Genomic DNA, 22,424 nt, shown 5'->3' with positions numbered 1-22,424 from the left:
CCACTCAGCCCAGGGCGTAGGTGAAGATGTGCGCCTGGCCCGTGCCGGTCGAGGTGGGCAAGGTTATGGAGCGGACCTGCTTGGCCGGGTCGAGGGCGATCGGGGCCGTCGCGAACAGGTACGACGTGTACGGCCGCTGCAGCCGGAACATGTACCGCGGGAACGCCGAGTTCACGTACGGCACCTTCGCGACCACGGTGTTCCCGAACTGCGGCGTCTCGTCACCGCCCTTGAGGAGCCACTCCGACAACCCGAGTTGACCCTGCTGCGTCGAGCCGTCGGTGTAGGTGACCGTCACCGTCCCCTGGGCGTCCGCGCCGGTCGCCGCGCCGAGGAACGACAGCTTCGTCGCGCCCGGCGGCGGGGCGTTCACCGCAAGCGTTTGCCCCGCCGCGATCACGTTGTCCGGTGACCCCGTCGGGCTCGACGGCCAGCGGAACTGCTGCCCGTTCACGGTCACCGTCCCGCCCGGCGTGATGCCGTTCGCGGCGAACCCCTGCGCCGAGTACGAGAACGCGAACCCGCCGGGGTAGAGGTCGGTTTCGCCGAAGTCGCCGTACTGGACCAGCTTGTCGTCGGTGACGCCGACGTTGGTGTTCGCCGCGTGCAGCGTCCCCGGCCGCCCGATCGTCACCGGCAGGTAGGCGGGCACCGGCTGCCCGCTGAACGTCACCGGCACGCTCAGGTACGCGTCGGCCGACCGGGTCGCGGTCACCGTCACCTGCTGCGTGGCGGTCCCGTGCGCGCCGACGGTGAGCGTGCCGCTCGACGGCGTCACGGTGACCCCGAGCGGTGGCTTCGCCTCCCACGACACCGTGCCGGCCCCGGTGATGCCTTCCGCGATGACCGTGGCCGTGGTCGTGGAGCCGGGCGCGACGACCACGCGCCCCGGGCCGACGCGGCCGCGTACCGGAACCTCGCCGTCGCGGAACGACGGCGGGGCGTCGGAGGCACCCGAACCCCACGACGTCGGCGACGCGCCGAGCGTGAAGTCGAGCCGGCCGCCGTTCACCGCGAACGACTCCGGCAGCCACGGCTTCGTGCTCGGCTTGCCGTTCACCCGCAGGCTCCGCACGTACTTCACCGAGCTGGACGCGCCGGGGGCGGTGATCGTGATCCGCTGCCCGGTCGCCCGCGTCACCGTGATCTTCGGGAACATCGGGCTGGCCAGCACCAGCTCCGCACGTCCGGGCGCCTCCGGGTACATCCCGAGGGCCGCGAAGACGTACCAGGCCGACGTCGCACCGAGGTCGTCGTTGCCGGGCAGGCCGTCTTCGGTGGGCTTGAACAGCAGCTCCGCCGAGCGGCGCACGATGTCCTGCGTCTTCGACGGCGCACCCGCGTAGGCGTACTCCCACGGCACCTCGAACGACGGCTCGTTCGACATGAACGCGTACGGCGAGCTGGCGTCGCTGTTGAGCTTCGTGAAGAAGAAGTCAAGGCGCTTCTTCACGGCGTCGTCGCCGCCCATCGCGTCGAAGAGGCCGCGGACGTTGTACGGCACCATCCACGTGTACTGCGCCGCGTTGCCCTCCTGGTAGCGCATTTCCTGGTACTGCGCGGGATCGAACGGCGAGAGGAACTGGCCGTCGCGCATCCGGGTCTGCAGGTAACCCGTGGCCGGGTGGTAGACGTTCTCCCAGTACTGGGCGCGGCTCATGAACTGGTGGTAGGTCCCGGCGTCCCCGAGCCGCTGGGCGAGCTGGGCGATCCCGAAGTCCGCGGTCGTCTCTTCGAGCATGTCGGAGACGTTGTTGGGGTGGTAGCCCAGCGTCAGGTAGTCCGACAGGCCCGGCCGTTCGAGCGCGCGCTCGCCCGCCTGCTGGACGCGGGTGGCGCCGTTGACCATGGACGTCAAGGCGTGCGACGCGTCGAAGTCCGTGGCCCCGAAGGCGTACGTGCTGGCGATGATCGAGTGGTACGGGTCGCCGCCCATCACGCCCATGAAGTCGTTGTTCTGCGACCAGCGGTCCCAGATCCCGCCCGCCTGGTCGGCCTGGTTGAGCATCGACTGCGCCATGTCGGCGGCTTCGTGCGGGGCGAGCAGCGACAGCAGCTGGACCTCGTCGCGGTAGGTGTCCCAGCCGGAGAAGTTGGCGTACTGCGCGTGACCCGGCTTGGCCCGGTGGATCGCCTTGTCGAAACCGGCGTAGCGACCGTCCACATCGGAAAAGACGTTCGGCTGCAGCAGCGTGTGGTAGAGCGCGGTGTAGAACGTCCTGGTCGCCGCGTCCGTGCCGCCCTCGACGGCGATCTGCCGCAGCCGGTCGTTCCAGGTCCGGCGCGCGTCGGCCCTGACGGCGTCGAAGGGCGCGCCGTGCTGCTCGGCGGCGAGGTTCAGCCGGGCCCCGGCTGCGTCCACATAGGACAGGCCGACGCGCACCTGCACCGGCGTCGCCGGGTCGAAGGTCAGGTAGGCGCCGGAGCCGCCGTCGGCGGTGACGACCTGCTTGTCCCACGTCGTCTTGCTCAGGTCGCCGCCGCGGGCGGTGGTGCCGCCGGGGGTCACGGTGGCGTTCTGCCAGGTTCCGGACGTCCGGAACGGCTGGTCGAAGGACGCGGTGAAGTACACCTTGTACGTGTTGGGGCCGCGGCAGAAGTGCCCGCTGGACACCCAGCCTTCGACGGTCCGCCGCGCGGGGTCGACGGTGACCGAGGCGTCGTCGCTGCCCATCGCGGACTGCGCGACGTCGATCAGCAGCGTGGCGGGGGAGCTCTTCGGGAAGGTGAAGCGGCCCAGGCCGGAGCGCTGGGTCGCGGTCAGCTCGGTGGTGATGCCGGAATCCGTCGTCACCTTGTAGTAGCCGGGGGACGCGGACTCGTTCGCGTGGCTGAAGGTGGGGAAGTACTTCGTCGCGTCGACGGCGGGGGACGTCGAGATCTGTCCCGCGAAGGGCAGGAACGGCACGTCGCCGGCCGCGCCGCCGCAGCCGGCGCCGTTGAAGTGGGTGAGGCTGAAGCCGCGGAGCTTGTTCTCCTCCCAGGCGTAGCCGCCGTCGCGGTCGCGGGCGTAGTAGCGGCCCTGGCCGGCGGGTGGCTTGGGCTGCAGGGGCGTGTCGGGGCTCCACTGCACCATGCCGAACGGGACGTCGGCGCCGGGGAACGTGTCGCCGGCGTAGGTGTTGGTCTCGGGGGTGTCGCCGGCCTTGGCGCCGGCGAACGGGTTGACGTAGGCGGCGAGGTCGCGGTGCTGAGTGGTGTCGGCGGCCGCTGGAGCGACCGCGCTGACGAGGGGGACGATCAAAGCCGCGGTGACGACTCTGCGCATGCTCTTCCTCCCGGAGTGAGCGGGCGACCCGGGCTGACAACGTTGTCAACGGACCGGGTGACCCGGCGAGCACTGGGAGTGAACCACCGGTGGTTCAGACCGGTCAAGAAGTTCCCGCCGAGCGGCCCATCCGGTTACCGCTTGAGGATCGCGAGCGCCTCCTCGTGCACCCGGCCGTTGGTCGACAACGCGCTCCCGTTGTCGTAGCGCGCGACGCCGTCCAGGTCGCTGAACCGGCCGCCGGCCTCGGTGACGATCACCTGCGCCGCGGCGACGTCCCACGGGTTGACGATGCACTCCGCGGCGACGTCGAGGGCGCCCTCGGCCACCAGCACGTGGTGCCAGAAGTCGCCGAACGCGCGGGTCTCCCAGCAGGCGTCGACGAGGCCGAGGTACTTCTCGCGGGAGTGGTACTCGGTCCACGAGTTCAAGTCCGTTGTGGACAGATAAGCGTCCGAAAGGGACGAAACCTTCGAAACCGACAGCTGCCGGGTACCCGCGGAATCACTCGAAAAAGCCCCGGATCCGGTGGCGGCCCACCAGCGACGGCCCAGAAGCGGTGCGCTGATCAGGCCGACGACCGGGTCGCCGTCCACCACCAGGGCGATCAGGGTCGCCCAAACGGGTACCCCGCGGAGGAAGTTCTTGGTCCCGTCGATCGGGTCGAGCACCCACGCGCGGCCGGTCGCCGCCGACCCGCCGCGCTCCTCGCCCAGCACTGCGTCTTCCGGGCGCTCCGCCGCCAGCAGGGCGCGGATCGCGTCCTCGACCGCGGTGTCGGCGTCGGTCACCGGGGTGCGGTCGGGCTTGCGCTCCACCGCCAGGTCCAGGGCGCGGAACCGCGCCGTCGTGATTGCGTCGGCGGCGTCAGCCAGCCGGGTGGCGAGAGCCAGATCATCTCCGTAGCCAGGCACGGTCACGATGGTTTCACGCCTCTCCGCCGTAGAGTTGGCCAGGTGAGCATGGTCCTACTTGCCGAAGACGATCCGGCCATCGCCGAACCGCTCTCCCGCGCCCTCGAACGCGAGGGATACGAGATCCACGTCGTCACCGACGGCCCTTCGGTGCTCGACGCCACCGCCGCCCAGCGCGTCGACCTGCTCGTGCTGGACCTCGGCCTGCCCGGGATGGACGGCCTCGAGGTCTGCCGCCGCCTCCGCGCCGGCGGGACCGAGCTGCCCGTCCTGATGCTCACCGCCCGCACCGACGAGGTCGACTTCGTCGTCGGCCTCGACGCGGGCGCCGACGACTACGTCGCCAAGCCGTTCCGGCTCGCCGAGCTGCTGGCCCGGATCCGCGCGCTGCTGCGCCGCCGGGTGCCCGAGGTGCTCGAAGCCGGCGGCGTGCGGATGGACCTGGGCGCCCGGCTCGTCACCGTGGACAACCACGAGGTCCAGCTGGCGAACAAGGAGTTCGAGCTGCTGCGCGTGCTGATGAGCCGCGCCGGGCAGGTCGTCAGCCGCGACGAGATCCTCGCCGAGGTCTGGAACGACCTCGAGTCGAAGACGTCCAAGACGCTCGACATGCACATGTCCTGGCTGCGCCGGAAGCTCGCCATCGCCGCCGACGAAGCCGCGGGCCGGACCAGCAAGACCCACGACGGCGAGCGGCGGATCGCCACCGTCCGCGGCGTCGGCTTCCGCTTCAACGCCGAATAAGCCGTGCGCCGCCGCATCCTGCTGGCCATCCTGCTGGCCGTCGCGGTCACCGCGGCGGTGCTGGGCATCCCGCTCGGCATCGTGGCGAGCTGGCAGATCGAGTCGAGCTACCGCGAGACGCTCGCGGAGAACGCCCGCGCGGCGGCGGCGATCCTCGACACCGAAATCGCCAACGGCCAGGAGATCGACCTCGACCAGGTGCGCGCGGCGGTTCCGGCGAACGGCTTGCTCACCGTCCGCGCCAGCGGCCAGACCGAGAAGCGCTACGGCAGCAGCCCGGGCGCGGACACCGTCACCGAGACGGCCGACCTGGCCCGCGACGGCAAGGTGGAGATCGCCGTCCCGGCCGGTCCGATGCACGAACGGCAGACCACCGTGACGCTGGTCGTCGTGCTCCTGGTGCTGTTGTCGGTGGGCACCGGCGCGGTGGTGGCGATCGCGACGGCCAGGCGCCTGGCGAAGCCGCTGCGGCACGTCGCCGAGCGCGCGGCCCGGCTCGGCGGCGGCGACTTCCGGCCCGACCCGAGCCGCTACGGCGTCGGCGAGCTCGACATGGTCGCCGAAGCCCTGGACGCCTCCGGCACCGCGCTCGCCCAGCTCGTGCAGCGGGAACGCCAGCTCGTCGGGGACGTCTCGCACCAGCTGCGCAGCCGGCTGACGGCGTTGCAGCTGCGGCTGGAGCCGCTCACCGTGCACCCGGACGACGAGGTCGCCGACGAGTCGAAAGCCGCCCAGGAGCAGGCCGACCGGCTCGCCGAGGCCCTCGACGAGCTGCTGGCGGCGGCCCGCGCGGCGCGCGAGGTCGGCGCGGAACCGGTCGACCTGCCCACGCAGCTGCCCGAAATGGCGCAGGAGTGGCGCGAGCTGCTCCGCTCGGAGGGCCGCAACCTGCGCACGCGGGTGGCCGACGGGCTGATGGCGCGGGCCACGCCCGGCCGGCTGCGCGAGGTCATCGGCGTGCTGCTGGACAACGCGCTGCGGCACGGCTCGGGCACGGTCACCCTCATCGCCCGCCGCGGCGACGCCGAAGGCACGGTGGTGATCGAGGTCAGCGACACCGGCTCCGGCGTGCCCGACGAGCTCGCCCCGCACATCTTCGAACGCGGGTTCTCCGGCGGCGGTTCGACGGGCGTCGGGCTGGCACTTGCCCGGGCTTTGGTCGAGGCGGACGGCGGCCGCCTCGAACTGTCGAACCGCCGTCCGGCGGTGTTCAGCCTCTTCCTCAAGGTGCCCCGGCCCAGCGACGTCCCCGAGGTCCGCTGGCCCGCCGAGCGCGTCCCGCGTTAGATCAACCCCTCCCGCAGGGCGTACGCGACCGCGTGCGACCGGTTGCGCAGCTGGAACCGGTTGGTCACGTCGTGCAGGATGCTCTTCACCGTGCGCTGCGAGTAGCACAGCTCGTCGGCGATCTCCTGCGTCGAGTACCCCGCCGCGACCAGCCGCAGCACCTCGGTCTCCCGGTCGCTCATGCCGCCCAGGCGCAGGCCGCGCGGCTGCAGCACCTGGCGCTGCAGCCGTGAAACCCGGTTGAGCAGCCGGCCGAGCAGGTCGGGCGGCAGCGCGCCCTCCCCGGCCGCGGCCGCCTTGATCAGCCGGACGAGCACCTCGGGCCCGGCGTCGGCGCGGCGGGCGACCGCGCAGACCCCGTGCTCGACGGCGTTGAGGATCTCGTTGTCGTCGACCTCGCCGGCGACCAGGACGATCTTGGTGAAGCCCTGGTGGTGCAGTGCGGACAGCAGCTTGGTCATCGGTTCGTCGAGCCGGTCGGCGACCAGCAGCGCGACCAGGGCCGGGTCGGGCGGGTCCCCGTCCACCACCCGGACGTCGTCGCGCGAACGCAGGGTCAGGCAGACGCCGTTGTGCAGGATCGGATCGGTGGCGCGGACGACCACCGGGGTCCGGTCGGTTTCGAACATCGTTCCCCATTTCCCCTCGAAACGGTGCAGGCTGTCCAGCCTGCCCGCTCCGCTGTCCCGGGCGCATGGGACCGGGGTCCCGAAGTTGCCCGGGCGGCCGCCCCTCAGGACCGGCCGAGGCCCGCGTCCCGGGCGCGGACGATCGCCTCGGCCCGGTCGGCGACGTGCAGCTTGGCGAAGACGTTCGAGATGTGGTTCCGCACGGTCTTGGGGCTCAGGCACAGCGTGCGGGCGATGACGGCGTTGCTGTGCCCGGCCGCGATCAGCGCGAGCACTTCGCGCTCGCGCCCGGTCAGCTCGGGGAACACCGGCTCGGTGGCCGGCGGCTGGTTGAAGAAGGCGAGCACGCGGTTCGCGATGTCGGCACCGAAGATCGCTTCCCGCCGGGCGACCGCCTGCACGGCGCGGATGATCTCGTCCGGCTCGGCGTCCTTGAGCAGGTAGCCCCGGGCACCGGCGCGCATCGCCGCGAAGACCGACTCGCTTTCGTCGGCCATCGTCAGCATCAGCACGCCGGTGCCCGGGTTCGCGGCCACGATGAGCCGCGTCGCCTGGATCCCGGACAGGTCGGGCAGGTGCAGGTCCATCACCACGACGTCCGGGCGGAGGGCGGCGGCGGAGGCGACCGCGTCGGTGCCGCCGGCGGCCTCGCCGACCACCTCGATCCCGGGTTCGGCGGCGAGCAGCGTGCCCACGCCGATCCGGAACAGGGGATGGTCGTCCACGACGAGGACGCGCAGGTCGCTCATCCGCCCCTCACCTCCGCCCCGTCACTCCTGGTGATGGTACGCGGACGCGTTCTCCCGTGCCCAGGCCACGAACGTGCGCGGCGGGCGGCCGAGCACCCGTTCGACGGTGTCGAAGACGACGTCCTCGTGCGCGGCGGACTCGCGTTTGAGCGCGAAGAAGCCGTCGACGGCTTCGGCGGGCCAGCCGTACTTGCGCATCATGCGCTCGCGGGCCGCGCTTTCCGGCTCTTCGACGTACCGCACGGGACGGCCGATCGCCTCCGAGAGGATGGCGACCTGCGCTTCGGTGGTCAGGGCTTCGCCGCCGGTGAGCTCGTAGGTCGCGCCTTCGTGGCCGGACGTGGTGAGGGCGAGCGTGGCGACCGCGGCGATGTCCCGGACGTGCACCAGCGCGGACGCCGGGTCGCCTTCGGGCACGTACACCGCGTTCTCCTCGCGGATCGAACCCAGCCAGGCGAACCGGTTGTCCATGAAGGCGCCGGGCCGCAGGATCGTCCACTCGGGACCCGCTTCGCGGATCGCCTGCTCGGCTTCGGCGTGGGCGCGGGTGATCGGGTCTGTCTGTCCGAAGTGGACACCCGTGGTGGACAGCTTGACGAGGTGGGTGACACCGGCCTGGGCGGCGGCCTGCGCGACCGCGGCTTCGCGGTCGGCGCTGTGGCCCTGGGTCAGCACGAACACGCGGTCCGCGCCGGCCAGCAGGGCGGGCAGGTCCGCGGTGTCGAGGTCGCCCTGGACGACTTCGGCGCGCGGGTCGATGCGGGCCTTCGCCGGGTCGCGGGTCAGGGCGCGGACGCCGGCACCGGCGTCGAGCAGGGCGGGGACGAGGGCGCGGCCGACCTTGCCGGTGGCACCGAGTACGAAGATCATCGGGAGTTCTCCTGGCGGTTGAGCGGAACGTGGGGAAGGGCGAGCGCTGTCACGAGCCCGAGGGCGAGCACGGGCAGCAGGGCGAGGAACACGCCGTGGGTGCCGGCGATGTAGGCGACACCGAGCGCGACCGGGCCGAGGGCCGAGCCGAGCGCGCGGGCGAGGTTGACGCCGGCGGCGACCGCGCCGCGGTCGGCCGGGGGTGCGGTGTTCTGCGTGGCCATGGCCAGGACCTGCATGTTCAGCCCGGCCGCGACCCCGAAGACGACCAGGCAGCCGAGGGTGGCCGGCAGGCCGTGCAGGGTGAGCAGGCCGAGCACCGCGAGCAGGCCGAGGGCCATGCTCAGCCGCGGCGCCCACCGGTAGTGGCCGGTGCGGGCGATGACCTTGCTCGTGACGAGGGAGGCGGCCGCCACGGCGAGCGTCATGGGCACCAGCCGCAGCCCGCCTTCCGCCGGGCCGGCGTCGGCCTGCAGGAGCACCGCGATGTAGTTCACCGAGCCGAGGAACGCGAACCCGGCGAGCACGCTGAGCACGATCGACACGCTGAACGTCCGGTCGCGGAAGAGCCGCAGCGGCAGCACCGGTGCTTCGGCTCGGCGTTCGACGAAGACGAACGCGACGGCCGAAGCCGCGCCGAGGGCGGCCGACCACGGCGTCAGCAGGGTGAACCCGGTGATCGCGACGCCGAGCAGGACCACCCCGGCGAAGTCGAACGGCGCTGCACGGCGCCGTCTGGGCAGGTCGAGGCGTATGAGGCAGGCCAGGGCGACGAGCCCGAGCGGGAGGTTCACCAGGAAGATCGACCGCCAGCCGGCCACGCCGGTCAGGAGGCCGCCCACGACCGGGCCGGCGAGCGAAGAGACGGCGAAGCAGATCGAGAACCACCCGAAGTACTTCGCGCCTTCGCGAGGCGTGAACATCTCGCCGAGCGAAGCGCCGACGGAGACGAAGAGGCCGCCGGAGCCGGCGCCCTGCAGGACCCGGCCGGCGACCAGGAACGCGGCCGACGGCGCCAGGCCGCAGGCGAGCGAACCGAGCAGGAAGAGGGCGAGGGCCCCCAGGAGCACGCGTTTGCGCCCGAAGACGTCACCGAGCTTGCCGGACAGCGGCGCGGTGGCGCTGCCGGCGAGCAGGTAGGCGGTGGTGACCCAGGCGTACGCCCCGGTCCCGCCGAACTCACCGGCGATCCGGGGGAGTGCGGTGGCGACGACCTGGGCGTCGAGCATGCCGAGGAAAACGGACAGGAACAGGCCCGTGAGAGCCGTTTTTTGAGCGCGCGGAGGCGCAAGAGTGGTCAAGAAAAGTCCTCGTGGAGAAGGGACGAATGAGGCGGACGTGCGTCAGGCACGTCCCGTCGAGTCGGGAAAAGGCTCCATCGTCATCCGCGAACGGATGCGACCTCTTCGCGCTCGGAAACCACCTCGGATTCGTCCCGCTCGCCCGGCCGAACCCGGACGGCGTCTTCACGGAGGAACACTGACGAGGATGACTCTAGACAACTACATGTCAGAAGACAAGTACATTTCAGGGCAGGCGGCTGACCTGGTCGGTGTCCCGCCGCCGCTCGCCCAGCTCGTCCGGGAACACCCACTTCTTGAAGCCCCAGAAGCGGAAGAACATCGCCAGCAGCATGCCGATGATCGAGCCGCTGAGGAAGTCCGCGACCTCCTGGACCAGGAACGTCACGTGCGGGACCTCGAGGTCGAGCACGTACCGCGAGACGATCAGGGGGATCAGGTTGACCCCCACCGCGATGCCGCTGATGACGAAGAACAACGCCGCTTCGTGGTGCCGCTCGCGCCCGCCGCGAGTCCGGAAGGACCACTCGCGGTTGAGGATGTAGGACACGATGGTCGCGACGATGATCGCGATCGCCTTCGCCGTCGTCGGTTTCGGCTCCAGCACCGTCAGCTTCAGGGCGTACCAGACCCCGTTGTCGACCAGGAACGTCGTGCCGCCCACGATCGCGAACTTCAGCAGCTCCCGGTGCTTGATCAGCACCGAACGCAGTGGCTCCGGCGTGCGCTTGAGCACGGTTTCCACAACGGTCACACCACGCAGTCTAGGAGAACTCCGCGGTGGCCAGTGGTCCAGGCGGTCCGGCTGCCGTGAATGTCCGGATCGGCGGCGTAATTTCCGCCGCTAACCGGTCAGCCAGCCGAACGCTTTTTCGGGGCTGACGGTCGGTGGCCGGTCGCCCGGTTTGCCGCTCGGCCGCGGGGGCGCGCTCGTCGTGGTCCTCGACGTCGGCGGTTCGGTCGTCGGCTCGGACTTGGTGGTCACCGGCGGAGTGGGCGTCGGTTTCGGCGACGTCGGTTTCGTGGGCTTGGCCGGTGTGGTCGACGGCGTCGTCGTCGGTACCGGGTGGTGGTCGCACCAGCGGAGGAAGCAGCCGAAGTCCACCGTGACCGGCTTCGCCGACGCCTTGCCGAGCTGGGCGGTGATCGTCACCCGGCCGTCCTCGGGACGGCCCTTGAGCCGCACCCACAGGTTGACGTGCTGGCCCGGCGCCAGCGCGCTCTTCGTCGTGCAGCTCGCACCGTTGCCGTCCGGGGTGCACGGGAAGGCGCGCAGGCTCCACCACTGCCAGAGCGGGTGGTCGAAGGTGACCGTGACCGGCTTCGTCGTCTCGCCGGTGTTGCGGACCCGCACGTAGACCAGCGGGTTGCGGGTCCACGGGAACGCCGAAAGGCCGTCGCCCTGCGCTTCCAGGACCACGCCGTCCGGCGGCTGCTTCACGGTGACCTTGACGCTCACGCTGACGGAAATCTGCACGCCGGCGGTGACCGAGCCGGTGACCGTGCCGCCTTCGGCGTCCTCGTCGGCCTGCAAGCGGAAGTTGAGCGTCGCGCTCTGGCCGGGTTGCAGGCCGGACCCGGTCTTGCAGGTGACCGTGCCCTCGCCGCCGGGGCAGTTCACCGAGATCGGGCCGCCGGCCTGCGCGAGTGCCATCGGCGCGCCGCCGCCGCCGGTGTCGACGGCGTGCACGCCCCGCGGCAGGTTCAGCGCGACGGCCACCGGCTCGGACGGGCTGCCGCCGTCGTTGCGGACGGTGATCGGCAGGTTCGCCGCCGTGCCCGGGCTGAGCAGGACGCCGTCCGGCGGGGTCGTCGCGGACATCGACGGCGGCGCCGGGGCGGGCGGGGCCGGCGCCGGGGACGGCGGTGCGGCCGACGGCGGCGCGGGTGGCGGCGGGGCCGGGGGCTCGACCGGCGGTGCGGCGGGCTCGACCGACGGCGGGGCCGGCGGTTCCGGTGGCGCCGGCGGGACGGGTGGCTGCGGTTTCGGGGCCGGCGGTTCGGCGGGCTGGGCCGACGGCGGCGGCACCTGGGCGGCGACCGGGATGTTCTGCGTCCCGCCGCCCAGGGTGAGCGCGAGGACGACGGCCGCGACGACCGCCGCGCCCGAGGCGGCGACGCCGGCGAACTGGCGGGGCCCGGCGGCGGCGGCGCCCGCGGCCCCACCGGCCTTGCCGCCGGCCGCCGCGGCTCCGGCGGCCGCCGCACCCGCGGCCGCCGCCGTGGCCGCGCTCGCCTTCGCGGCGCCGATGGTGGCGAGGTAACCGAGGGCCGCGCCGCCCAGGACGATCGGGGCGATGATCGCGCGCAGGCCGCCGTTGACGTCGGCGAGCTCCGCGGCCAGCGCCCGGCAGTTCTCGCACTCGTCGAGGTGGCTCTCGACCTGGGCGCGTTCCCGCTTCGACAGGCCGTCGCGGGTCCACGCGCCGAGCCGTTCGGCGCAGGCGCGGCAGCGCTCCTCGGCGTTCTCCTGCAGGTGGACCTGCAGGTACGCCTGGCGGAGCCCCTCGCGGGCGCGGTAAGCCAGCGCGGAGACGCCGTTCGCGGTCAGGCCCAGCAGCGGCGCGACCTCGGCCGGGCTCTGCTGCTCGATCTCGGTGTGCCAGAGCACCGCCTGCCAGCGTTCCGGCAGCCGCGCGAACGCCTGCGCGGCCATCGTCCGCTCCAGCCCGGCGACCGCGGTGTCCGAGAACGGCACGGTCAGCGCTTCGGCCGCGGCGCCGCCGACCTCGGTCATGTCCTCGTTGAGGTCGACTCGCCGTTCCTTGCGGGTGCGGTCGTACGCGGTGTGACGCAGCGCGGTCAGCAGGTACGCCCGGAAGGCGGTGTCCGGGCCCTTGCCACCACGGAGCGTGTCGAGCACCTTGGCGAACGCCTCGGACACGAGGTCGTCGGCTTCGGAGCTCGAGCGGGCCAGCTGGCGGGCCAGATTGTGCGCTGCACCAGTGTGCCGTTCGTAGAGCGTCCCGTACGACGCGAGCCGCCCGGACCGGACGTCCGCGATCAGCTCGGCGTCACTCTTTCCGCTGAGATCGGCGGGAACGGTGGACACGGCACTCCTCGGTCGGCTAGAGCCAGGACCTGCCATTACAGGCGGATCCGGGACGCGAGACAAGTGTGACTGACCCACCCCGGCCGGTCACGTCGTGGTCGGGGTGATGACTCCGACGGCGGAGCGAAATCACCCACCCCCGGGTTGCGTCGCGGAAAAGCTCCGAGACAAAAACTGGTCAGTACGCGTCACGGTGTCCGTCAGCCGACGTCCTCACCGTGAAGCACCGAGCAAGATCGTTGCGAACCGGACGAAAGGGGCGGGTGGCCTGTGGATGTTCCGGCGACGCGCCCCGGCTCGGGAGACACGCCGCCCGCCAAGGCCGACCGCGATGCGTCCCTGCGAGCGTTGCGGGCGCGCTGGCGCACGGCCAGCCTGGCCGCCGGCTGGCGGTTCCCCAGCGACTGGGCGCTGCCCGAGGTCGACGCCGTCTGCGCGGCCGTGATGGCCAAGGGCCGGGTCGAAGCCGCCGAGACCGCGCTGGCCGGCCTGGCCAGGGCCCGCGCGGCGGCCGGGGCGGGGCTCGCGGAGACCCTCGCCGACCTGGCCGCGCTGCACGCCGTCCTCGGCCACGACGGCGACGGGTTCGTCGCGCCCGACGTCGACGCCGCACCGGCCCGGCTGCTCCGGACCACCGCGCTGGCCTGGGCGGACGTCGCCACCGACCAGCTCGTGCACACCGAGGTCACCGACCCGCTGACCGGCCTGCCGACGGCCGCCTACCTGCGCACCCGGCTCGCGGAGGTCTACCGCGCCGCGGCCGCCCGCGAGCGGCCGGCGGCCGACGACCACGTGCTGCTGGTCGTCTCGCTCGACCTCACCGCGGTCGCCGGGTTCCCGCGGCTGACCGGGATGATCATGGTCGCGGACGCGCTGCGGACGGTGTTCGACAGCGGCCAGAGCGTCGCTTCGCTGGGGCCGTCCGTCGTCGCGGCCTTGGTCCCGAAGGACGAGCGGGTCGCTTCGCACGGCGTCGCGCTGCGCCGGGCGCTGCACGAGCGGCTGTCGGTCGACTCGCAACTGGCGGACGTCGGCAGGCCTCGCGTGTCGGCGGTGCGCCTGCCGGCCACCCACGAGCTGGCCTGTGACCTGCTGGCCCACCTGGCACGCGCGTAGAACACCGGAAAAGTCCGGTTTCGCCCGGACCCTTCTGACCTGGACGGGGCCGGTCATGATTTCCTGATGGGGTGACCCGGACCGTACCCACCGACGTCGACGGCGAAGTCGCGGCCAGACCCCTGCACCGGCTGGCCCTGCGGAAGTCACTCGCCCGCCTCTCCGTCCGCCCGCGGTCGATCCTGATCCTTTCGGTGATCCCGCTGGTCGCGATCGGGTACGGCATCTACGGCTGGCAGCACGACTGGGTGCTGGGCGTGGACAGCGCGGTCTACCGCGCGGGCGCGCTGACCCTGCTGCACGGCGACTCGCTCTACGACGCCAACACCCTGCCCAACGAGCCGTGGTGGGCGCTGCTGCCGTTCACCTACCCGCCGACGGCCGCGCTGATCTTCGTCCCGCTCGCGGCGTTCCCGACGCAGATTTCCTGGGGCCTGATCACGGCCGTCTCGCTGGGGGCGATGGCGCTGTCGATCCGGATCGCGATCGGCGCGCTGCCCCGCCCGGCCGCCGACGGGCCGCGCTGGTGGGCCTCGCCCGCCCGCTCGACCATCGTGTTCTTCCTGGTCTTCCTCGGCCTCGAGCCGGTGTGGCGGACGATCTTCCTCGGCCAGATCAACCTGATCCTGATGGCCATGATCCTGCTGGACATGCTGGTCATCGGTGCCCGCGGGAGCCGGTGGGGCGGCGTGCTGGTCGGCGTCGCGGCGGCGATCAAGCTGACGCCGCTGGTGTTCCTCGGGCACCTGTTCATCACCGGCCGCCGCAAGGACGCGCTGCGCGGGCTCGCCACGTTCGTGCTGCTCCAGGGCCTGATGTTCCTGATCAACGCGCACGACGCGGCCAAGTACTGGACCGTGACGCTGCCCGACACCGGCCGGATCGGGCCGGTGCACTGGGCGGGCAACCAGTCCCTGAACGCGCTGATGAACCGGGCCACCGACCTCGCGCCGTGGGCGTCGAAGGCGGCCATGGGCATCGGCTTCCTGCTGGCGATCCCGGCGCTGTGGCTGCTCATGCGGTTCCACCGCAAGGGCCAAGCGCTGGCCGCGCTGCTCGTCACCGCGTTCTGGACGCTGCTGATCTCGCCGATCTCGTGGACCCACCACTGGGTGTGGGTGATCCCGCTGATCGTGCTGCTGGTCTCCCGGCTGCCGAAGACCACCCCGAAGACGGCGTGGAAGCGCTGGGTGGGGACCGGCCTGGTGGCGTTCGTGTTCGTCAGCTGCGTGCTGCTGATCCTGCCGAACGGCCGCAACGTCGAGCTGCACTGGAAGGTGTGGCAGAACGTGCTGGGGGACGCCTACATCCTGATGCCGGTCGTGCTGGCCGCGGCGCTGGCCCTGCGCTGGGGCCTGCAGCGGCGGGCGCGGAAGAAGGCGGCCGCGGATGTCGACGTCCCCGCCGGCGTCTGAGGCGCGTACCGGCCGCGTTCTCGCCGGGGTTCTCGTGCTTCTCGTCCTCGGCTTCGGGGTGGTCGTGTGGCTCGCGGGCTGGCACCTGGGCGCGGACAGCGCCGTCTACCGCGCGGGGGCGTTGACGCTGGTGCACGGCGACCCGCTCTACACGCGGGACGTGCTGACCGCGCTGCCGGACTGGGTGCGGCTGCCGTTCACCTACACCCCGGCCGCCGCGCCGCTGTTCCTGCCGCTCGCCCTGGTGCCATCGGGCCTGGTCTGGGGCGTGATCGCGGTTTTGTCGGTGGTGGGTCTTATCGTCGTCATCACGGTGGTTTCGTCGCCGCCGGGGCGCACACCCCTTCTGGGAAGAAGGTGGTGGGCGTTGCCGGCGGGAACGGCCGCCGCTCTGGTTCTGGAACCGGTGTGGAAGACGCTGTTCCTGGGCCAGATCAACTTGATACTGATGGCGTTCGTGGTGCTGGACGTCCTGGTGCTCTCTGCGCGCGGGTCGCGCTGGGCGGGCGTGCTGATCGGCGTGGCGGCGGCGATCAAGCTCACCCCGCTGATCTTCGTGCCGCACCTGTTCTTCACGGGCCGGTGGAAGGACGGGCTGCGGGCCCTGGGCACGTTCGTGGCGCTCGAAGCGGTGATGTTCGCGGTCATCCCGGTCGACGCGGCGCGGTTCTGGCGGGATTCGGCGACCGACCCGAGCCGGGTCGGGTCGGTGCACTGGATCTTCAACCAGTCGCTGAACGGGCTGGTCAACCGGGCTTCCTCGCTGGCGTCCTGGTCGCTGGCGGTGGCGGTCGGGGTGGCGGCGGTGCTGGCCGTGCCAGCGGTGTGGCTCGTCGTGCGGCTGCACCGGCGTGGTGAGGACGCGGGCGCGCTGCTCGTGACGGCGTTCTACGGGCTGCTGCTGTCGCCGGTGTCGTGGTCGCACCACTGGGTCTGGTGCGTGCCCCTGATCACGCTGCTGGTGGTCAAGGCGCGGTGGTGGGCCGCGGCGGCGGTCGCGCTGCTGTTCGCCTCGCAGGTCGTGATGCTGGTGCCCAACGGCGGGAACACGGAGTTCGGCTGGGGTCTGGGGTGGTCGGTTTTGGGCAACGTCTACGTGCTCGCGGCGGCGGGCGGGATCCTCGGGCTGGCGGCGCGTGAGCTTCGCCTGGTCCGGCGCTCGACCGGCCTCGTGACCGTTTAGGCTGATCGGCGCTATGGACAAACACACCGGTCTGCCCGTCGTGGGCATGGTGGGCGGCGGCCAGCTGGCCCGGATGACCCACCAGGCGGCGATTTCCCTCGGCCAGTCCCTGCGCGTGCTCGCCGCGGGGGAGAACGAAGCCGCCGGGCTCGTCGCCGGCGACGTCACGCTCGGGCACCACACCGACCTGGACGCGCTGCGGAAGTTCGCGGCCTCGGTGGACGTGCTCACGTTCGACCACGAGCACGTGCCCGGCGAGCACCTGCTGACGCTGGCGATGGAGGGCTTCGTCATCCGGCCGGCGCCGTCGGCGCTGGGCTTCGCGCAGAACAAGCTGGTGATGCGCGAGATGATGGCCGGCCTCGGCGTGCCGGGCCCGGCGTTCGCCGAGGTGTCCACTGTGGACGACGTGCTGGCCTTCGGCGGCGAGCACGGCTGGCCGGTGGTGCTCAAGGCGTCGACCGGCGGGTACGACGGCCGCGGCGTCTGGATGCTGGACACCGCGCAGCACGCCCGCGAGACCGTGCCGGAGCTGCTCGAGGCGGGCACGGCGCTGCTGGTCGAGGAGAAGGTGGCGATGCGGCGGGAGCTGTCCGCGCTCGTCGCCCGCTCGCCCTTCGGCCAGGGCGCGGCGTACCCCGTGGTCGAGACGGTGCAGACCGGCGGCATCAACACCGAGGTCCTGGCGCCGGCGCCGGGGCTGGACGACTCGCGCGTGCACGAGGCCCAGGACCTGGCGTTGCGCGTGGCGTCGACGCTGGACGTCACCGGGCTGCTGGCGGTGGAGCTGTTCGAGACGGACACCGGGCTGCTGGTGAACGAGCTGGCGATGCGCCCGCACAACTCCGGGCACTGGACGATGGACGGCTCGCGCACGTCGCAGTTCGAGCAGCACCTGCGTGCGGTGCTCGACTACCCGCTGGGCCGGACGGACCTGATCGCGCCGGCGTGCGTGATGGCGAACGTCCTGGGTGCGTCGGAGCTGCCCGAGATGAGCCCGGACGAGCGGCTGCACCACCTGTTCGCGCGGTACCCGGAGGCCCGGGTGCACCTCTACGGCAAGCAGGAGCGGCCGGGCCGCAAGCTCGGCCACGTCAACTTCACCGGCGAGCGCATGGAGGACCTGCGCAACCGCGCGCTGCTGTCGGCGCACTGGCTGTCCCACGCCGTCTGGCTCGACGGCTACGAGATCCACTGACGGGAGTGACGGGTATGGCGCCGCAGGTGGGCGTGATCATGGGCAGCGACTCGGACTGGCCGGTGCTGGAGGCGGCCGGCGCGGCGCTGGACGAGTTCGGCGTCGAGTACGAGGTCGGCGTCTACTCGGCGCATCGGACCCCGCAGCGCATGCTGGACTACGCGACCTCGGCGGCGTCTCGCGGCCTCAAGGTGATCATCGCGGGCGCGGGCGGCGCGGCCCACCTGCCGGGCATGGTGGCGTCGGCGACGGTGCTCCCGGTGATCGGCGTCCCGGTCCCGCTGAAGTACCTGGACGGCATGGATTCACTGCTGTCGATCGTCCAGATGCCGGCGGGCGTCCCGGTGGCCACGGTCTCGGTGGGCGGCGCGCGCAACGCGGGCCTCCTGGCGGTCCGCATCCTGGCGGCATCGGACGAGGGCCTGCGCGCAAAAATGGCAAGCTTCCAAGCGGACCTGGAGAAGCTGGTCCTGGACAAGGACGCATCCCTCCGCGAGAAAACAGGCCACTAGCCGCCCGCGCGAGCCGGAGGGCATCAGCGCGATGCCCTTCGGATCACGGGTGATGCCTCCCGGATCACGCGCGATGCCCTTCGGATCACGCGTGATGCCCCTCGGCGCACACGTGATGCCTCGTGGCGCACGGGTGGCCGGGGAAGTCTCGTCCGCGCGCGCCGCGCCGGTCAGCTGTCGAGCTTGCCGATCAGCTGCTGCCGCAGCTCGCGCTTGAGCACCTTCCCCGCCGCGGAGACCGGGATCTGCTCGACCACGTGGACCTCGCGCAACCGCTTGTACGGCAGCACCTTCTCGTTCACCGCGGTCATCAGCTCGTCCGCGTCCAGCGCGCCCCGCGGGACCACGAACGCCACCGGGAGCTCGCCGACCTCCGGGTCGGGGCGGCCGACCACCGCGGCCGCCGCGACGCCCGGCATCGTGATCAGGAGCTCCTCCAGCTCGCGGGGGAACACGTTGTACCCCTTGTACAGGAGCATGTCCTTCTTGCGGTCCACTATGGACAGGTAGCCGTCCTGGTCGAGGATGCCGATGTCGCCCGTGTGGAGCCAGCCGTCGACCAGGGCCGCCGCCGTTTCCTCCGGTCGGTTGCGGTAGCCGAGCATGATCTGGGGGCCGCGCAGGCAGACCTCGCCCTTCTCGCCCGGGGGCAGCGGGTCCTCGCCGCCCTCGGCCGGGACGAGCTTGACCTGCGTGTCGAAGATGGGGACGCCCACCGAACCCACCTTGCGGGTGCCCGAGCGGTACGTCGGTGAGATCACCGCACCCATCGTCGCCTCGGTGAGGCCGTAGCCCTCGGTGATCGTCGCGTCGGGGAAGCGGGAGCGCAGCGCGTTGATCATCGCGTGGTTCATCGGTGCCGCGCCCGAACCGATCGCGCGGACCGACGACAGGTCGGCCGTGTGGAACGACGGGGTCGCGAGGAGGGCCGCGAACAACGCCGGGGCACCGCCGATGCCGGTGATCCGCAGCCGCTCGGCGTCGGCGATGTAGGCCGCCGGGTCGAACCTCGAATGGAGGACGATCGTCGTGCCCGCGATCACCGCCGCGTTCAGGCCGCCGATGATGCCCATCGCGTGGAACCACGGCGTCAGGTTGATCGCGACCCCGGTGCCCAGGCGGGCCGGCCACTCGTCCTCGCTGCCGATCTGGTCGAGCGTGACGTCGCCGTGCGCGTCGAGCGCCGGGACCGAGCCCGAACTCCAGCAGGCGTGCTGGAGGGTGTTGACCACGACGTTGCGGTGCGACAGCCGCACGCCCTTCGACCGGCCGGTGGTGCCGCCCGTGTAGGCGAGGTGGGCGAGGTCCTCCGCCGTCGCCACCTCGACCGAGGGGCGTGTCTCGGGCTGGTCCGCGGCGAACGCCTCGAACTCGGTGGCGCCCTCGGGCCGGTCGCCGGCCGGGGCCACGACGACGGTGAACCGGGCCGGGATGCGGTCGGCGACGCTCGCCAGCGCGCCCGCGGCCGGGCCGAACGTCACCACCGCCGCGGCCTCGCAGTCGGTGAGCTGGAAGGCGAGGTCGTCCGGCGGGAGCAGCGGGTTCGCCGGGCTGAAGGTCGCGCCGGCCAGCAGCGTGCCGTAGTAGGCGACCGGGAACGCCAGGCAGTTCGGCAGGTGCAGGGCGACGACGTCGCCGCGGCCGATGCCGCGGTCACGCAGCGCGTTGGCGAACCGGCAGGCGGCGCGGTAGGTCTCGGTGAAGGTGAGGCTCCGGCCGTCGTGGGCGAAGGCGGTCCGGTCGCCCCAGCGCGCGGCACCCGCCGCCAGGATCGAACCGACCGGGACGTCGGGGTAGTCGAGGGAGGCGGGCAGACCGGGCGGCGTCGTCGGCGCGGTGATCGGCATCACTCGACCATACGAATTCTGCGGTCAACGCCACAAGGACGACGCAGGTGAACGAGCGCTAACATCGACTGATCCCCTCCCGACGTTGCAGAGAAGGTGACCGGAAGTGACCGACGGCCTGTACCAGCTTGCCGAGGAGCACGAGGAGCTGCGGGCCGCGGTCCGGGCCCTGGCCGAGAAGGAGATCGCGCCGTACGCGGCGGAGGTCGACGAGAACGAGCGTTATCCGATCGAGGCGTACAACGCGCTCGTCAGGTCGGGGTTCAACGCCGTCCACATCGGTGAGGAGTACGACGGGCAGGGTGCGGACGCGGTCGGTGCCTGCATCGTGATCGAAGAGGTGGCTCGGGTCGACGCTTCGGCTTCGCTGATCCCGGCGGTGAACAAGCTCGGTACTCAGCCGATTATTCTTTCGGCTTCGGAGTCGTTGAAGAAGCTTGTGCTGCCTTCTATCGCTTCTGGTGAGGCTTCGGCTTCGTATGCTCTTTCGGAGCGTGAGGCCGGGTCGGACACCGCTTCCATGCGTACTCGGGCTCGGCTTGATGGGGATCACTGGGTGCTCAACGGGACCAAGGCTTGGATCACCAATGCCGGTGAGTCCTCTTGGTACACCGTTATGGCTGTTACCGACCCTGATGCCGAGAAGAAGGCCAACGGGATTTCGGCTTTTGTCGTGCACAAGGATGACCCGGGCTTTTCGGTGGGGCCGAAGGAGAAGAAGCTCGGGATCAAGGGGTCTCCTACTCGGGAGGTCTACTTCGAGAACTGCACCATTCCCGAGGATCGGATCATCGGTGAGCCTGGTACTGGGTTGAAGACTGCTCTTCGGACCTTGGATCACACTCGGCCGACCATTGGGGCTCAGGCTCTTGGTATTGCTCAGGGTGCTCTCGACGCGGCGGTGGCTTACGTCAAGGATCGCAAGCAGTTCGGCAAGTCGATTTCCGAGTTTCAGGGTGTTCAGTTCATGCTTGCCGATATGGGGACGAAGATCGAGGCTGCTCGGCATTTGGTCTATGCCTCTGCTGCTGCTTCCGAGCGGGGAGACAAGCGGGCTGGGTTCATGGCTTCGGCGGCTAAGGCTTACGCGTCCGATATTGCCATGGAAGTTACTACCGATGCTGTTCAGCTCTTTGGTGGGGCTGGGTATGTCAAGGCGGGAAAGATGCCTTGACAACCTGCGGCCGGCCGTGTTTTGGCTTCGGATCGGGGTTGCGGGGGGTCTGGGTGCCGCTTCGGTCGGGTTGGGTGCGTACGTCTGGGTTTGGGGGTGGGGAATCACTCACTAGGGTGAGCTTCTTCTAAGTTACTTGTGCGTTAAGCCTCTTGGTGATGCTGGTCACCGTCGGTTCACAGAGAGGTGAAACGGATGGGTGCACTGTCGCGCAGGTTTGTCGTGGCTCTTTCGGCTGCGGTGGGGCTGCTTGCTCTGGGGGCCGGGGCCGGCCACGCCGCTGAACGGGAGCCCTCTGGGCCTGTTCAGCCCAACATCCTTGCCGCTGCCGTCTACTCTCTCGGGGATCCCACCCTTGCTCCTCCTGGGGCCAATGACTGGGGGTGCAAGCCTTCCGTGGCGCATCCCAACCCCGTCCTTCTCTCCAACGGGACCACCGCCAACGCCTATGAGAACTGGGCCAACCTGTCCCAGAAGCTCGCCTCCGCCGGTTACTGCGTCTTCGCCGGGAACTTCGGTGGGGCTCCGGGGGCCTTCCTGCAGACCGTGGGACCCGTTGCCGATACCGCGAAAGCGCTTGCCGCCTTCGGGGACCGGATCCTTGCCGCTACCGGGGCTTCGAAACTGGACGTCGTCGGGCACTCGCAGGGTGGGATGAACGTCCGGTACTGGATCAAGTACCTCGGGGGCTCCGGCAAGATCAGCCGGGTTGTCGGGCTTTCTCCCTCCAACCACGGGACCGATCTCTTCGGGCTGCTCAGCACCCTCGAAATGATCCCCGGGGTGCCCGCCGCGCTCGGGACCGTCTGCCAGGCCTGCAACGACCAGGCCGTCGGGTCGGACTTCCTCGCCGATCTCAACGCCGGTGGGGAGACCGTGCCCGGGATTCAGTACACCGTCATCCAGACCCGGTACGACGACGTCGTCACTCCCTACACCAGCGCCTTCCTCGCGCCCGGGCCGAACGTCAAGAACATCCTGCTGCAGAACGTCTGCGTGCTGGACTTCACCGATCACCTCGGGATCACCTACGACCCCGTCGCCGCCGGGCTCGTGCTCAACGCCCTTGATCCCGCGCACGCCAAGACGCCGCCCTGTGTGCCCGTGGCGCCCGTCATCAGCTGAGCTTCGCCACATGAGACATAACCCACCGCCGGGGCCCCTT

The 22,424-nt window shown here is 71.1% G+C and carries 17 protein-coding genes and 1 pseudogene; 9 read left to right on the top strand and 9 right to left on the bottom strand.

All coding sequences use genetic code 11. The annotated features are described in order from the left end of the window. Positions 1 to 4: 4 nt before the first annotated feature. Both OO60_RS12365 and hisN read right to left on the bottom strand, forming a co-directional pair. Positions 5 to 3,268, bottom strand: a complete 3,264-nt coding sequence (locus OO60_RS12365; protein WP_003105221.1) for a GH92 family glycosyl hydrolase — start codon at positions 3,266 to 3,268, stop codon at positions 5 to 7. A 134-nt stretch (positions 3,269 to 3,402) separates the two neighbouring features. Next, positions 3,403 to 4,188: a histidinol-phosphatase gene (gene hisN / locus OO60_RS12360; protein WP_003105229.1), complete on the bottom strand. Its 786-nt coding sequence runs from the start codon at positions 4,186 to 4,188 to the stop codon at positions 3,403 to 3,405. Positions 4,189 to 4,230: 42 nt separating this feature from the next. On the opposite strand from hisN, the gene OO60_RS12355 reads away from it, so the two are divergent. Both OO60_RS12355 and OO60_RS12350 read left to right on the top strand, forming a co-directional pair. Continuing rightward, complete coding sequence (locus OO60_RS12355; protein ID WP_003105231.1) at positions 4,231 to 4,926, top strand: response regulator transcription factor; 696 nt, start codon at positions 4,231 to 4,233, stop codon at positions 4,924 to 4,926. Positions 4,927 to 4,929: 3 nt separating this feature from the next. Next, a complete protein-coding gene (locus OO60_RS12350) occupies positions 4,930 to 6,213 on the top strand; it encodes an ATP-binding protein (protein WP_003105232.1) in 1,284 nt (427 codons plus the stop codon). Here the strand turns inward: OO60_RS12350 and OO60_RS12345 are convergent. From OO60_RS12345 to OO60_RS12320, 6 genes are all read right to left on the bottom strand, one after another. Continuing rightward, positions 6,210 to 6,842 (bottom strand): helix-turn-helix transcriptional regulator, encoded by a 633-nt coding sequence (locus tag OO60_RS12345; RefSeq protein WP_003105240.1) that lies wholly within the window; start codon positions 6,840 to 6,842, stop codon positions 6,210 to 6,212. The genes OO60_RS12350 and OO60_RS12345 overlap by 4 nt on opposite strands. Positions 6,843 to 6,946: 104 nt before the next feature. Next, on the bottom strand, positions 6,947 to 7,591 hold the full coding sequence (locus OO60_RS12340; RefSeq protein WP_003105242.1) for a response regulator: 645 nt from the start codon (positions 7,589 to 7,591) through the stop codon (positions 6,947 to 6,949). Positions 7,592 to 7,612: 21 nt separating this feature from the next. Continuing rightward, positions 7,613 to 8,461: an NAD(P)H-binding protein gene (locus OO60_RS12335; RefSeq protein ID WP_003105244.1), complete on the bottom strand. Its 849-nt coding sequence runs from the start codon at positions 8,459 to 8,461 to the stop codon at positions 7,613 to 7,615. Then, positions 8,458 to 9,762, bottom strand: coding sequence for an MFS transporter (locus OO60_RS12330; RefSeq protein ID WP_033261382.1), 1,305 nt, complete (start codon positions 9,760 to 9,762; stop codon positions 8,458 to 8,460). The genes OO60_RS12335 and OO60_RS12330 overlap by 4 nt, the downstream gene beginning before the upstream one ends. 226 nt (positions 9,763 to 9,988) lie before the next feature. Continuing rightward, positions 9,989 to 10,516, bottom strand: a complete 528-nt coding sequence (locus OO60_RS12325; RefSeq protein ID WP_033261381.1) for a GtrA family protein — start codon at positions 10,514 to 10,516, stop codon at positions 9,989 to 9,991. Between the two features lie 90 nt (positions 10,517 to 10,606). Next, a complete protein-coding gene (locus OO60_RS12320) occupies positions 10,607 to 12,814 on the bottom strand; it encodes a sigma-70 family RNA polymerase sigma factor (protein WP_033261380.1) in 2,208 nt (735 codons plus the stop codon). A 270-nt stretch (positions 12,815 to 13,084) separates the two neighbouring features. Here OO60_RS12320 and OO60_RS12315 point away from each other — a divergent pair, with 270 nt between their 5' ends. The 5 genes from OO60_RS12315 (at position 13,085) to purE (ending at position 18,238) form a co-directional block, all read left to right on the top strand. Then, on the top strand, positions 13,085 to 13,930 hold the full coding sequence (locus OO60_RS12315) for a hypothetical protein (RefSeq protein ID WP_033261379.1): 846 nt from the start codon (positions 13,085 to 13,087) through the stop codon (positions 13,928 to 13,930). Between the two features lie 71 nt (positions 13,931 to 14,001). Continuing rightward, positions 14,002 to 15,345 carry a glycosyltransferase 87 family protein gene (locus OO60_RS12310; protein WP_004560622.1) on the top strand — a complete coding sequence of 448 codons (1,344 nt, stop codon included), beginning with the start codon at positions 14,002 to 14,004 and terminating at the stop codon, positions 15,343 to 15,345. Beyond that, complete coding sequence (locus tag OO60_RS12305; RefSeq protein ID WP_004560624.1) at positions 15,320 to 16,528, top strand: glycosyltransferase 87 family protein; 1,209 nt, start codon at positions 15,320 to 15,322, stop codon at positions 16,526 to 16,528. The genes OO60_RS12310 and OO60_RS12305 overlap by 26 nt, the downstream gene beginning before the upstream one ends. A gap of 13 nt (positions 16,529 to 16,541) precedes the next feature. Continuing rightward, positions 16,542 to 17,726, top strand: coding sequence for a 5-(carboxyamino)imidazole ribonucleotide synthase (locus OO60_RS12300; RefSeq protein ID WP_004560626.1), 1,185 nt, complete (start codon positions 16,542 to 16,544; stop codon positions 17,724 to 17,726). A 14-nt stretch (positions 17,727 to 17,740) separates the two neighbouring features. Continuing rightward, entirely contained in the window at positions 17,741 to 18,238 is a 498-nt protein-coding gene (gene purE / locus OO60_RS12295) for a 5-(carboxyamino)imidazole ribonucleotide mutase (RefSeq protein WP_004560627.1), read from the top strand. Between the two features lie 170 nt (positions 18,239 to 18,408). Here purE and OO60_RS12290 read toward each other — a convergent pair whose 3' ends face one another. Beyond that, positions 18,409 to 20,085: a class I adenylate-forming enzyme family protein gene (locus OO60_RS12290; protein WP_004560628.1), complete on the bottom strand. Its 1,677-nt coding sequence runs from the start codon at positions 20,083 to 20,085 to the stop codon at positions 18,409 to 18,411. 106 nt (positions 20,086 to 20,191) lie between these two features. Here OO60_RS12290 and OO60_RS12285 point away from each other — a divergent pair. Both OO60_RS12285 and OO60_RS12280 read left to right on the top strand, forming a co-directional pair. Beyond that, positions 20,192 to 21,241, top strand: a pseudogene (locus tag OO60_RS12285) (acyl-CoA dehydrogenase family protein); the annotation flags it as partial. Between the two features lie 213 nt (positions 21,242 to 21,454). Further along, positions 21,455 to 22,384 (top strand): esterase/lipase family protein, encoded by a 930-nt coding sequence (locus OO60_RS12280; RefSeq protein ID WP_033261377.1) that lies wholly within the window; start codon positions 21,455 to 21,457, stop codon positions 22,382 to 22,384. The last annotated feature ends 40 nt before the right edge of the window (positions 22,385 to 22,424 follow it).

Source organism: Amycolatopsis vancoresmycina, from assembly GCF_000716785.1.
Classification (GTDB): domain Bacteria; phylum Actinomycetota; class Actinomycetes; order Mycobacteriales; family Pseudonocardiaceae; genus Amycolatopsis; species Amycolatopsis vancoresmycina.
Note: the sequence above shows the minus strand (reverse complement) of the source record. Positions and strands in the feature narration are given on the sequence as shown.

Bases quoted from the DNA above. Each gene is read 5' to 3' on its own strand.
- OO60_RS12355 (WP_003105231.1), top strand. From the start codon at position 4,231: ATGGTCCTACTTGCCGAAGACGATCCGGCCATCGCCGAACCGCTCTCC.
- OO60_RS12365 (WP_003105221.1), bottom strand. From the start codon at position 3,268: ATGCGCAGAGTCGTCACCGCGGCTTTGATCGTCCCCCTCGTCAGCGCG.
- OO60_RS12280 (WP_033261377.1), top strand. From the start codon at position 21,455: ATGGGTGCACTGTCGCGCAGGTTTGTCGTGGCTCTTTCGGCTGCGGTG.
- OO60_RS12305 (WP_004560624.1), top strand. From the start codon at position 15,320: ATGTCGACGTCCCCGCCGGCGTCTGAGGCGCGTACCGGCCGCGTTCTC.
- OO60_RS12290 (WP_004560628.1), bottom strand. From the start codon at position 20,085: ATGCCGATCACCGCGCCGACGACGCCGCCCGGTCTGCCCGCCTCCCTC.
- OO60_RS12335 (WP_003105244.1), bottom strand. From the start codon at position 8,461: ATGATCTTCGTACTCGGTGCCACCGGCAAGGTCGGCCGCGCCCTCGTC.
- purE (WP_004560627.1), top strand. From the start codon at position 17,741: ATGGCGCCGCAGGTGGGCGTGATCATGGGCAGCGACTCGGACTGGCCG.
- OO60_RS12340 (WP_003105242.1), bottom strand. From the start codon at position 7,591: ATGAGCGACCTGCGCGTCCTCGTCGTGGACGACCATCCCCTGTTCCGG.
- OO60_RS12300 (WP_004560626.1), top strand. From the start codon at position 16,542: ATGGACAAACACACCGGTCTGCCCGTCGTGGGCATGGTGGGCGGCGGC.
- OO60_RS12345 (WP_003105240.1), bottom strand. From the start codon at position 6,842: ATGTTCGAAACCGACCGGACCCCGGTGGTCGTCCGCGCCACCGATCCG.